Origin of the sequence: Coleofasciculus sp. (assembly GCF_046565525.1) — a bacterium.
Classification (GTDB): Bacteria; Cyanobacteriota; Cyanobacteriia; order Cyanobacteriales; family Coleofasciculaceae; genus Coleofasciculus.
Map to the genome: position 1 here is coordinate 1 of NZ_JBKHUP010000164.1, position 12,247 is coordinate 12,247.

Here is a 12,247-nt window from a genome sequence, read left to right on the forward strand (position 1 = left end):
TGTCCAAGACAGAGTAACCGTTTCATCTACGGCTACCGATGTTACCGGATTCCCATTAGCATCAGTGACTTGTGCTGATGATACTTCTAGGTTAGGTGTAAGAACATTGAAGGGAACGATTAAGGTATTATCATCATTATCGGTTTTTCCCAAGAGCATTTTTCACCCCAACATCGCTTCTCGCATACATTGCATATATATTCTTCTAACATAAATTTATAATGAAGCATCATCTTTACAGAATCTTTACTAACATAGTCCTTAATCTTCATTTAATCTTTAAGAAAAAGCTATTGACAATTTTCCCTTCAGAAGCTTATTTCTGTAATGGATATACCCATGTCTGAGCCTCAACATGAATAAGCAGAAGACAAGAAGCGATCGCCGAAACATCAGTTATAGCGCTACGCGGGGAGGGAATAGGCAATAGGCAATAGGAAAATGTAGAGACGTAGCATGCTACGTCTCTACTGACAAGGAATTGAGCGATTTTAATTTTTGGAGCAGGGGAGCAAACAAATGACCAATGACGAATGACAAAGGACAAATGACCAATCTTGTCAATACACCAAATGGCTGAAAAAAGTTAAAAGAAATGGCTGAGGCAGTAGCATATTGATACCGAAGACAATTATAGATAACTTTCTTAACAAAATGGAGAATTAGCATCAAGGTTTTTTTGTCCAGAACCTAGATCACTCCTCCAAGCTGTATCTGCTTTCCCAACTCCTTGCTTTCTCACCCCTTAAAAAAATGACAACTGAAGGAAAAGTTTTCGCGATTCTTTTGATGCAATTTAATCTGCCTCCTGTCCCTGCGCTGAAAGCTGTGGACTCTTGGCTGAGAGAGCATCCCCAGGAAAATTGGGACACATTGAAAGAGTTATTAAAACAGAAAATAATAACTATGGTTAACGGAAAGTTGACAATGGTGATCCAAGGGAGTAACTCCAAGCCGGATAACGTTGTCACCCAATATCATAGGGGTCAATCTATCCGTTATTCTCAGCCACGACAACCTCAGCCACCAGTAGTCCAAACCTATCGATTTCGTGGGGTCACGTATCATAAAGTTGAAGCTCCTCCGATTCAGCACTTTACGACGATCAATCAAACCATTCCATCAGAGGTTTCTAGACCCAACTCTAACGATGATATACCCACCTCTGATTCTCAAGTCGTGAACTTTAATGAATACGTCGAACGCAAGAAGCGATCGCAGGAAAATCAGTTGAATCATCGGGAGCGCTCAGGAACCTAAACAGGCATAAACCCACACAGAAGACACAAAGATTCCTCTGTGTTCTCTGTGCCTCTGTAGTTCTATTCCCTTCCTTCAATAAGTAGATTAATCCTTATCCTGCAAAAACGCTTCCACCTCGGCTGCAGTTGGTTGAGCCGCGATCGCACCAGGTTTTAGACTCGTCAGTCCCCCAACCGCACTGGCGTATTTGACGACATCTCGTGCTGACTCTGGCGTCGCTAGACATTTTAATCCGTTTTGACAAAGTTGGTGAACAAAGCCCGCGACAAAACCATCACCCGCCCCTGTGGTGTCTTGCACATTCAGGGTAAAAGGTGAGAATGTGCTTTCCTGTTCACCGAGACAGTAGGTTATATCTTGCTCCCCATTAGTGACCAAAACTCCTTCCACTGAATCTAGACGATGGGTAATCGCCCCCGCATCTGAGGTATCAAAGAATAACTCCGCTTCTTCTTTGGCTATTTTGAGAAAATCGATTTGCTTGACAAATTCCTCAATCAGTGCTTTCGCTTGAGTAGGATCTGACCAAAACATGGGACGCCAATTAATATCCACCAATACTTTGACATCATAGCGATCGGCAAGATCCAGGGCTTTGTAAATCGCTTGTCGGGTTCTGGGATAGGCTAACTCTAGGGTACCCAAAACTAAATAATCAGCCCCCTCAAATAAGGATTCGGGTAACTTAGAAGCATCAAGGAAGGCGTCGGCAAATTGGGATGTGTCGAAATCACCAAATCCAGCAAATTCGCGATCGCCTGTTTCTTTTCGCAGCACGTAAACCTGTCGGGTTGGTGCAGTGGGATGACGCTGAACACCACTACTATCCACTCCCACATCCTCTAATAATCGGATAAGCTGGTTTCCTGGCTCATCGACTCCCACAGATCCGATAAAACCCGCAGGGGTACCCAACTTAACTAACGCACAAGCCACATTCGCTGGCGCTCCCCCAGGGTAAGGCGTCCAGGATTCGACTTGTTCTAGGGGTCGCCCCACCTGATTGGCTAGGCGATCAAATAAAATTTCACCGAGGCACAGAACACGGGGATTAGTCACGGCAATATATACCTCAACCTTTCCCTCAGACTACCAGAGGCTTTACCCCTCGTTAAAAAAAATCTCTCAAACCATGATGATTTATGGCGTGTAGGTATCCCAGAGTTCGTTAGAATTAAAAAGGCATAAGTAAATGTACCAAGGGCAAAATACCTATGGCTGGTGGCAAGTCGGATAAGTCAGTTTCTCTCTCAGACCGCGAATTACAGATTGTAGAACTGGTCGCCGGTGGTTTAACCAATCAGGAGATTGCCCAAGATCTGGAAATCAGTAAGCGTACTGTCGATAATCATATTAGTAATATTCTGCAGAAGACCCATACTGATAATCGAGTCGCACTGGTGCGTTGGGCGTTGCAGTGGGGTAAGGTTTGTTTGAATGATATTAATTGTTGCACGTTACCTCCCAGGTCGAATAACACTGATGAGGTGGTTTCTTAGAACAAAGAGCCGGGGGAGCCATGTACAGACGCGCCATGACCCGTCTATGTGTAGGGGCGGGTTTCACCATTAACGGGAAGGTTTTCACCCAGATGTCACTAAACCCGCCCTGTCTAAATTATGTTGTATTCCCTGTTAAGAGTTCCCTGACAAATGACAGATGACTCAACTATCGAACAAACCGTGGTGGAAAATTCCCCTCCTAAATCGCTCCGGAGCCGTCCGACTCGCTATACTGAGTATCATCCTTTTACTTGTCATCGTTGGCGCGTGGTTCCTGATGATCCGAATGCCTGGAGAAAGTTATCAGGGTGAACTCCCACCCCTCACCCAGAAAGAAGTCACACTGCAAAACGCTCTTGAACAAGATGTGGAAAAACTGGCGGGTGAAATTGGACGGCGCAACTATTTGTACTATGACGGTTTAATCGCGGCGACTGATTTTTTAGAGAAAGAATTATCACAAGCTGGGTATACAGTCAAGCGACAGGGATACGAAATAGACAATCAAACTTACTACAATGTAGAAGTCGAAATTATTGGTACTGAAAAACCCGATGAAATCATTGTCGTTGGGGGTCACTACGATTCAGTCTATACCAGTCCGGCGGCGAATGATAACGGTACAGGCGCAGCCGCAACTTTAGAACTGGCGCGTTTATTTGCGGGGAAAAAGCCAGCTAGAACTCTGCGTTTTGTAGAGTTTGTGAATGAGGAACCGCCCTTTTTCCAGACAGATAATATGGGGAGTCTAGTCTATGCTAAACGATGCCGCGATCGCAAGGAGAATATTGCGGCGATGCTGAGTTTGGAAACGATGGGTTATTATTCCGATAAGATTGGCTCTCAGCGCTATCCATTTCCCTTAGATCGGATTTATCCCTTACAAGGAAATTTTATTGGTTTTGTCGGCAATTTAGGGTCAAGAAAACTTGTTCAAAACGTCGTTGAATCCTTCCGCCGCCATGCAAAGTTTCCCTCTGAGGGTGCGACGTTACCTAATTTAATTCCCGGTGTGGGTTGGTCAGATCAGTGGGCATTTTGGCAGCAGGGGTATCCTGGTGTAATGGTTACGGATACAGCGCCTTTTCGCTATCCCTACTATCATACTGACGAAGATACACCTGATAAAGTAGACTATGAACGATTAGCGCGAGTTGTTGCTGGATTAGAACAGGTTATTGCTGAATTAGCGGGAAATAAAGTTACATAGGGTTTGCTGAATAAGTATTGTGTTAGGTAATAGGTGTTAGGTATTAGGTGTTAGGTTTTGGTTGCTCGATCGAGCGCAAGCATGGGTGTGTTTTTTACCCCCTTTGGCAGTATTTATTGCAGAACCTCAGTAGTTCATAATCAACAATTCATTAATCTGTCCTCGCTGGTTCGCATTGCTGTTAATCGTCCGTTTCGCCTTGACTCGCTTAATCTGATATCCTGCATAAGCAGCATCAAAAAAATTATCTGTTAAGTCTTCATTTTTTGGATCAGAGTTACTCAATATTAACTTTGCTCCCTTTTGATCTAGCACTCGAAAAAAATCTCGTAATCTTAATTGTGACGAATCATCAAAAGTTTCTTTAGAGTAGGATGTAAAATTAGCAGTTTTGCTTAAAGGTCTGTAAGGAGGATCGAAATAAACTAAAGAGCGATGATCGACAAATGCTTCAGAGTCAGTGAAATCTCCATAATGAATCTGAGTGTTTTGCAGAATTTTAGCTACCGCTTTTAGGTTGTTTGCATGACAAATTTTGGGATTCTTATAGCGACCGATTGGAACATTAAATTCTCCTTTGGAATTAACTCGGAACAATCCATTAAAACAGGTGCGGTTGAGAAAAATAAGGTGAGCGGTTCTCTCAACCCAGTCTGGGTGGTAGGTCTGGAAGTCTATTTGTTGACGTTGTTGGTTGAATTGAGAGCGGATTTGATAAAAATACGGCTTTCTTTCCTCGACATCGAAAGATAAATATTTGTCTTGAAGCTTTAAGAGAAGTTCAATCAAGTCTTCTACGTTTTCCTGGATCGTCTTATATGCCAGGACAAGTTCAGGATTAATATCCCAAATAAAAAACTCTTCAACTTTGTCCAACTGAGCAATATAGAGAAATACCGCCCCACCACCTACAAAGGGTTCAATATATCGATTGATTTTTCCCTGAGCCAACTCCTCAGGCAAATTCTTATCAATTTCTTTAATAAGTTGGCTTTTCCCTCCTGCCCACTTTAAAAATGGTCTGGCTTGCATGGAATTTTTCATTAACTAGAGAGATAACCTATAAATCTTAGATAATAGTGAAACCTGTCTCATTGTATACAAACAGCCTAAATAATGAAAGCAAGATTTTGCCAAAACTTATTACTTCCAATAAACACTTTTGTCAAGGTTTTAGGAAGGGCGACCCGATCCAATTGAGGGGATTGGAATTGTTCATTTATGCAGCGGGTCGCCCCTACATGCCTCTATTAGCGACTTTTGCACAGTCCTGAAGCATGGATCTGTATTTGCGATCGCAAAACCCTCTAGTCTGTTCCATGGCGGTTATCAAAGTAATACAGTATACTTATTTTCTTTGCTACCCGTTCCCTATTTCCTAAAAACCTTTATCTGTTCATGTTCGCGTTTTTACCCATTTTCCCCCTCGCCCAAGCTACCCCTACACCCCCACCCCAAGTGGAGATTGTACAACCGCAAGAAGTGCGTCCGTTACCGGGACAACTGGATCAGATTCCCGTTTTCAATAGCAATAGTCCGGAACTCGTCCAAACTGAGGGGATATTACTCTCTACATTTCCTGGGAACAACAAAGCCACTCCCAGCGCCCATTTAAACTTTCCCTTTCACAGACGCTTTGATATCTTTGCCCATCATATTGCCAAAGCGCCAACACCTGATGATTTACGGACGCTTTATCAGGGAATACTTGTACATAATCCTGGTACAGAATCGGTCACGGTTGATATTTTGCAAGCGGCTAGTTATTTGAGTCAACCTGATGCACCGTTTATCCAGTTACCCTCTCAAGTTGAGAATCCTCAAAGTACAGTGTATGCAGGTCCTGGTAGTCGGGTAATGAGTGATATCTTGAGAGGATATCGCCAAGCCCAGTTTCCGCCTCAATTGGTAATTCCGCCTCAAGAAAGCCGTATGTTACTCAATTTACCAATTCCCGTGAAACCATTGGAACCGCCAATTAATGGTCGTTCCACGTTAATGCGGTTACGCAGTGATGGACAGGTATATCTGGCGAGTCTCGCCCGTTATGCACCCACTGATGAGGCGGGAAATGAACGCGCCCCCACCCTGGTAGAATGGCAGCAGCTATTGGATACAGGGGAATTAGCAGGACCTCGCGATCGCGCTCCTACTCCACCTGAGCAGACAACGGGTAATATTATCTATGGTCGGGTTGCAGGTGTGGCTCAAGGATCACAGTGGCAAACTCAGTTAACCGATAGTCCCACATCCCAGGTTTTAACCATTCCTGAACCGGGAGACGCCTTTTCTTATGGACTGAGTACTTTACCCGGTGGACGTTTAAGTACAGGTCAAAGTCAGAGTGCCAGGATGCTGGTACGTTATCCCGATACTGCCTATTTTGCCCATGGAAACTACGGAGTGCAATATAGTTTAACCTTACCCTTAGTGAATCCAACTCAGGAGACAAAAACAGTTACCATATCCCTACAAACGCCTCTGAAACAAGAGCAAATTCAGCAGGGATTACGCTTTCTGGAACCACCCGCGCCCCAAGTCTTTTTCCGAGGAACGGTGCGACTGCGCTATAACGATGATGCGGGATTACCTCGGACAGGGTATTGGCATTTAGTTCAGCGACGGGGACAAAAAGGGGAACCGTTAGTGACCCTGTCTATGCCACCATCGAGTCAGAGATTGGTGCAATTTGATTTTTTGTATCCGCCAGATGCAACGCCGCCGCAGGTTTTGACGGTGGAAACGTTGGGGGTAGCGGATGTTGGACAAATGACAAATGACAAATAACCCATAACAAGCGGTAGGATTATAAATCGGCAGTTCGAGTATCGGTCTATACCTAATCACTCAGCCATTGTTGCCGGTTTATTGCTGATGACGGGAGTGAAACGCTGAAACTAAGAACTGTTGTTGTGTGTGAGGTTGGAAAACCCCTTCGTTGATGCTGCTTTTATTCGCCAATTTTTCGCTGGCTCAAGTTATCCCTGTCCCCCCGGTAACCCCAACTCCTCCTCCCACCCAGGAATTGGTGGTACAACCCCAACAAATACGACCGTTACCAGGACAACTGGATCAGGTGCCGGTATTTAATAGCAATAGCCCAGAAGTGATCCAAACCGAGGGGATTTTACTGTCAACCTTTCCACCCTATGGAAAAGCTAGTCCTGGCGCTCATTTAAATTTGCCTCTTTCTGGACGCTTTGATATATTTGCTCATCATATCGCCCGCTCCAATACGCCAGAGGAATGGCGACCCATGTACCAAGGGGTTCTGGTTCACAATGCTGGAAGTCAACCTATAACGCTGGATATTTTGCAAGCGGTAAGTTATGTGACCAATCCGGATGCTCCTTTTGTCGATTTACCGCCCTATCTGGACAATCCCTTTGGCTTGGTCTATTCGGGTCCCGGTTCACGGGTGGCTACCGATATCCTGCGTGGCGTGCATCAATCATCATTTCCCTCTCAAATTATTATTCCGCCGCAACAGAGCGAAATGTTATTTAATTTACCCATTGCTTTAGGCAATTCCCGGTCTACGTTGATGCGTCTGCGAACGAATCGACCCGTTTATATGGCAAGTTTAGCCATGTATGCACCCTTGAATTCTGATGACAAAGCGGATGGGAAACCTCAAGGAGAATCTGGACTTCCCTATCGTCCGCCTACTCTCGACGAATGGCGGTATTTATTATTTAAAGGTAATTTAGCAGGACCACGCGATCGCATCCCAACACCGCCAGACCAAACCAACGGTAAAATTGTCTATGGTCGGGTTGCGGGTGTGGCTGTGGGTTCTCAATGGCGTACTCAGGTGGTAGATAGTCCGGGTGAGTCGGATCTGAGTATTCCCCAACCCGGTCAAGGGTTTTCCTATCCCCTGAGTACTGTACCTTTTGTCACCTTAGGCACGGATCAGGTTCAGAGTGCACCCTTAAAGGTTCGTTATCCGGATACAGCTTATCGCGCCCATGGAAATTATGGGGTGCAGTATCACCTCACTTTGCCTTTGGTCAACCGGACGGATACTTCACAAACCGTAACCTTGGCAATTCAAACCCCACTTAAACCTGAGGAAAACGCCGACGAATTGCACTTCTTGAATCCTCCTGATTCCCAGGTTTTCTTCCGAGGTACAGTACAACTGCGCTATACCGATGACCGAGGGTTAGTCCGCACCCGTTCAGTTCATCTAGTGCAACGGCGGGGTCAAGCTGGGGAACCATTGCTGACGCTGAAAATGCCACCAAGCGATCGCCGTTTGGTCGAGGTTGATTTTATCTATCCGGCTGATGCAACACCACCACAGGTTTTAACTGTTCAGACTCTGTTATCGCCCTCAGAAGGGAAATAAGTCTTGAGTTTTGACCATTCCTCGTTTTTCTGTTGTCTTTATCTTTTTTTATCCAAGAGGTAAAGATTAGATTTTATTTAGTTATATTTATTTTTTTACTCAGGTGAAGTGTTTTTGGACAAATGGAATGCAACCCATAAAACGCGCGATCGCACTCTCTCATTCAATCGTCTGGAAACTGCCAGCAGGAAATCCGTTCAAGATCTTGGCTACCGCAGCGATTACAGACACTATTTAACGATGAGTCCACCCATTCATCACCACAACGACGACAGTGACAAAAAATATTGTTACGATTGGCGATGTCGATTTTTTGACGCCATTGGTTCAAAAGAGTATGATCTTTTTCGTTACCAGTTTCTGACATATTATTTAAGATAGGGTATTACATTGAATCTTGGGTAGGGGCGGACGCGAGCCACTCAAAAAAGGATATCACCGATAACATTTCAACAAAACCCGCCCTTTCAGAGAGAACCTCAACAAAGAGGAAGATACAATTGTTAGCTTTATTCGCCGGAAGCCCCACAAAGAAAGCGGTACTCCGCTTGGTGTTGGGATGGATAGGCTCTTTGCTGTAGGGACACCAAGCAACCAATCAATCTGGTGCGTCTTGATCCTCAATGTACTTCTTTAACTAAGTATTTAAATTGGTGTATACTAATACAGTAACACCAATTAACCAGCAAGTGAGAACTGCCTACCAGTACCGATTACGTCCAACAAAACACCAAGCCGCAGAACTAGACAGATGGCTGTCAATGCTCCGCAACCAATACAACTATTTGTTGGCTGATAGGTTTAACTGGTACGAGTGCAATCGTTCTCCTGTCAATGCTTGCCCTCTTGTTTGTCATTTGCCAGAGTTGCGCGATAATCCTGACTATTACTCGCAAAAGAAAACGTTACCTCAGCTTAAAAAAACACATCCTTGGTACGGTGAAATATACTCTCAAGTTCTTCAAGATGTCGTCAAGCGAGTTAAGGTAACGTTCGACCGTTTTCTTAAGGGGGATAGCAACGGTAAACGAAGTGCTAGACCTCGGTTTAAGGCTTGTAACCGTTATCGCACTTTCACCTATCCTCAGATGAAGGAAGGGTGCTTGCAAGGCAACTCTTCGGCAAGCTCAGAGCACCGCTTGATTAACTTGCCAATGTTCGGGAAAGTTAAGGTGATTCTGCATCGCCCTATTCCTGACGGCTTCAAAATCAAGACCGCATCTGTTACCAAAAAGGCTGACGGGTTCTATTTGACGCTTTCACTGGAAGACAAGACAGTCCCAGAAATTAAACCAGATTTTAACCCAAATAAAATTACTGGAATTGACGTTGGCTTAAAGGAATTTCTGACGACTGCTGAGGGCGAAACGGTTGCTATTCCCCAGCACTACCGCAAGGCACAAAAACGTCTACGGGTAATTCAAAAGCGAGTATCACGCACAAAAAAAGGGAGTAATGGCAGACTTAAAGCTATCAAGCAACTCGGAAAACAGCACAAGAAAGTTGCTGACAAACGCAAGGATTTTCACTTCAAAACAGCGAATTGGCTGTTATCAAAATATGACGTAATTGCACACGAAAACTTGAACGTCAAAGGTCTAGCTCGTACCCGATTGGCTAAATCTGTGCTGGATGCTGGGTGGTCAAGCTTTCTGTCTATACTGACAAACAAAGCCGTAAATGCTGGGAAGTTGGTTATTCCAGTAAGCGCCCATAACACTTCACAGGATTGCTCCAGTTGTGGAGAGGAAGTGCCTAAAAAGCTGCATATTCGCACTCCAGACTGCCCCTATTGTGGGTGTAGCCTTGACCGTGATCATAATGCAGCTATTAATATCAGAAATAGAGCCGAGGGGCATCCGGTTCTTAAAGCGCAACGCCTCCTAAGCAATAGCCGGATTGGTTGCGAAGCCTAGCACAACCACCTGTATCCAGGTTGGTGTAGGAGTATGTCACTGCCAACGCTTTGGGAAACATGGAAATTCATTGCACTCGTCCCACCTGTCCTCGTCCCCAAAACTTTTTTGCCGATCTCGATGACAAGGTGACACTGCAAACGGCACAGCAGAAGTATTGTACGGCTTGTGGGATGTCCCTGATTTTGGTGGGTCGCTATCTTCCTACCAAGTTACTCGGTCAGGGCGGCTTTGGTACCGCATTTCTGGCACGCGATCGCTATACGCCAACGATGCGCTATTGTGTAGTGAAGCAGTTCCAGCCGTCTGGCGACTTAAGCCCCCAACAACTTACCATTGCCCAAGGTTTATTTGAACGGGAAGCGGAAGTCTTAGAACAACTCGGTAATGATCATCCCCAAATTCCCAATCTTTATGCCTTTTTTCCCTTAAGTGTTAGTAACCTGCACCAATCAGGTAAAGAAGACCAGTTTTTCTACCTAGTCCAGGAATATATTGATGGACAAGACTTGGAGAAAGAACTGCAAACCAAAGGAACATTCTCTGAACCTGAAGTTCTAGAGGTGTTACAAGCAATGCTGAAGGTACTCCAGTTTGTCCATGAGAATGGTTCAATCCATCGGGATATTAAACCCTCTAATATCATGCGCCACCGGAATGGACGCTTGTACCTGTTGGATTTTGGGGCGGTTAAACAAGTAACCAAAGGCGCAGCAGGAACCCCTTCTGGTAAATCGACTGGCATTTATTCAATGGGATTTGCCCCCCCGGAACAGATGTCAGGGGCGCAAGTTTATCCTTCAACGGATTTATATGCGTTGGCGGTAACGTTGATGATATTGCTCACGGGAAAAGAGCCTGAGGAGCTATATGATTCCTACAATAACTCCTGGAACTGGAGACCCTATACCCAGGTTAGCGATACTCTAGCAGAAGTCTTAAACCGTATGCTTGTGCGTATACCCAATCAACGCTTTCAATCGGCTATAGAGGTGATGGACGCCCTTCAACCCCATCGAACTCCCCCTGCATCACCGTCTCCACCACCCACTCCCAAACCACAACCAGCTACTCAGCCGCCACCTGTGGTTCAGCCGACACCTGCGATTCAGCGACAAAAAAGCCCCTTTACCCTATCAGAAACGTTAATCGGGGCAGGGTTTACTGGCTTTGAAGGGGCGTTATTTTTGAGTGTCCTGGGAAGTATCTTGAAGATCTTAGGGATTAATGGGGGATGGGTATCAGGGATTAGTGGGGGATTGGTGGGGATGATGGTGGGTGGTTTAATTTATCTCCAATACCGCCGGATTATTGAAGGCAAAGACTTGCCTATTATTGGCGGAATTAGCTTAATTTTATCCTCCATCCTCGCATTACTCGCTGGTAAGTCAATCCCAGCCCTCATCGTGGTTGGAGTGTTTGCCGCAGTCGGCGCGATCGCGGTAACGGCTTTATTTCGCCTGATTTATTTGCTACTGTCTCGTTTACTCTAAAGATAAATTATTAATTATCCATTGATGACAGCTTAAAGCTCTAGCGTCCTGTATAGGTGACAAAGATATCCTTATTTACCCTAACTTCTACAGGATCATCGGGATCGTAAGGAGATGAGGTGTTACTGCCAAATGGTAAATTCCCCTCTGAGTAACATCCCGGTAAGAAAACGCCATAGAATGGTTCGGCTACCGATGGCACCAGTCTGAGTCGAGTTCCCGTCGCCGCCGCAATGCTGTTGGCTCGGTTTTGGGCATCCTCGATGGCTGATTGATAAGCGGCTTGCTCTAGGGCTTGACAGTTATTCACCGAATATTCTACGTTAACTGTACTGATAAGAATCTCTTCAATGGGGTTGGCTGCATCCGTTGCCGTATTGACAATCTCCTCTAAGCTATCCGCCTAACACTGGACAAATGTGGACAACACGATCATTCCATTGATGGATAGCCAGTCTCAGCAAACGCTACGTTATTAGGGTCATGGAATCTATGGGTGCTTGCCAGCT

At 45.1% G+C, this 12,247-nt stretch carries 10 protein-coding genes and 1 pseudogene; 7 read left to right on the forward strand and 4 right to left on the reverse strand.

Annotated elements, in window-relative coordinates; genetic code table 11:
* The first annotated feature begins 753 nt into the window (after window positions 1-753).
* Entirely contained in the window at window positions 754-1,260 is a 507-nt protein-coding gene (locus ACLGGO_RS33210) for a hypothetical protein (RefSeq protein WP_446422516.1), read from the forward strand.
* 87 nt (window positions 1,261-1,347) lie between these two features.
* Here the strand turns inward: ACLGGO_RS33210 and ACLGGO_RS33215 are convergent, their stop codons facing one another.
* Complete coding sequence (locus tag ACLGGO_RS33215) at window positions 1,348-2,322, reverse strand: carbohydrate kinase family protein (RefSeq protein ID WP_446422517.1); 975 nt, start codon at window positions 2,320-2,322, stop codon at window positions 1,348-1,350.
* A 155-nt stretch (window positions 2,323-2,477) separates the two neighbouring features.
* Between ACLGGO_RS33215 and pedR the strand changes: the two genes are divergently transcribed.
* Both pedR and ACLGGO_RS33225 read left to right on the forward strand, forming a co-directional pair.
* Entirely contained in the window at window positions 2,478-2,762 is a 285-nt protein-coding gene (gene pedR, locus ACLGGO_RS33220) for a photosynthetic electron transport-dependent transcriptional regulator PedR (protein ID WP_446334323.1), read from the forward strand.
* A gap of 160 nt (window positions 2,763-2,922) precedes the next feature.
* Complete coding sequence (locus ACLGGO_RS33225; RefSeq protein ID WP_446422518.1) at window positions 2,923-3,975, forward strand: M28 family peptidase; 1,053 nt, start codon at window positions 2,923-2,925, stop codon at window positions 3,973-3,975.
* Window positions 3,976-4,101: 126 nt separating this feature from the next.
* On the opposite strand, the gene ACLGGO_RS33230 is transcribed toward ACLGGO_RS33225, so the two are convergent.
* Window positions 4,102-5,007, reverse strand: coding sequence for a DNA adenine methylase (locus tag ACLGGO_RS33230; RefSeq protein ID WP_446422519.1), 906 nt, complete (start codon window positions 5,005-5,007; stop codon window positions 4,102-4,104).
* A 366-nt stretch (window positions 5,008-5,373) separates the two neighbouring features.
* Between ACLGGO_RS33230 and ACLGGO_RS33235 the strand changes: the two genes are divergently transcribed.
* Both ACLGGO_RS33235 and ACLGGO_RS33240 read left to right on the forward strand, forming a co-directional pair.
* Window positions 5,374-6,762 (forward strand): DUF3370 domain-containing protein, encoded by a 1,389-nt coding sequence (locus ACLGGO_RS33235; protein ID WP_446422520.1) that lies wholly within the window; start codon window positions 5,374-5,376, stop codon window positions 6,760-6,762.
* Between the two features lie 154 nt (window positions 6,763-6,916).
* Window positions 6,917-8,329: a DUF3370 domain-containing protein gene (locus ACLGGO_RS33240; protein WP_446422521.1), complete on the forward strand. Its 1,413-nt coding sequence runs from the start codon at window positions 6,917-6,919 to the stop codon at window positions 8,327-8,329.
* A 163-nt stretch (window positions 8,330-8,492) separates the two neighbouring features.
* Here ACLGGO_RS33240 and ACLGGO_RS33245 read toward each other — a convergent pair whose 3' ends face one another.
* Entirely contained in the window at window positions 8,493-8,696 is a 204-nt protein-coding gene (locus ACLGGO_RS33245) for a hypothetical protein (protein ID WP_446334318.1), read from the reverse strand.
* Between the two features lie 322 nt (window positions 8,697-9,018).
* Here ACLGGO_RS33245 and ACLGGO_RS33250 point away from each other — a divergent pair, with 322 nt between their 5' ends.
* Together ACLGGO_RS33250 and ACLGGO_RS33255 are read left to right on the forward strand one after the other, a co-directional pair.
* On the forward strand, window positions 9,019-10,245 hold the full coding sequence (locus tag ACLGGO_RS33250) for an RNA-guided endonuclease InsQ/TnpB family protein (protein ID WP_446334327.1): 1,227 nt from the start codon (window positions 9,019-9,021) through the stop codon (window positions 10,243-10,245).
* 59 nt (window positions 10,246-10,304) lie between these two features.
* Window positions 10,305-11,738: a protein kinase domain-containing protein gene (locus ACLGGO_RS33255; protein ID WP_446422522.1), complete on the forward strand. Its 1,434-nt coding sequence runs from the start codon at window positions 10,305-10,307 to the stop codon at window positions 11,736-11,738.
* 40 nt (window positions 11,739-11,778) lie between these two features.
* Here the strand turns inward: ACLGGO_RS33255 and ACLGGO_RS33260 are convergent.
* A pseudogene (locus ACLGGO_RS33260) lies at window positions 11,779-12,126 on the reverse strand (SIMPL domain-containing protein); the annotation flags it as partial.
* Window positions 12,127-12,247 lie beyond the last annotated feature (121 nt).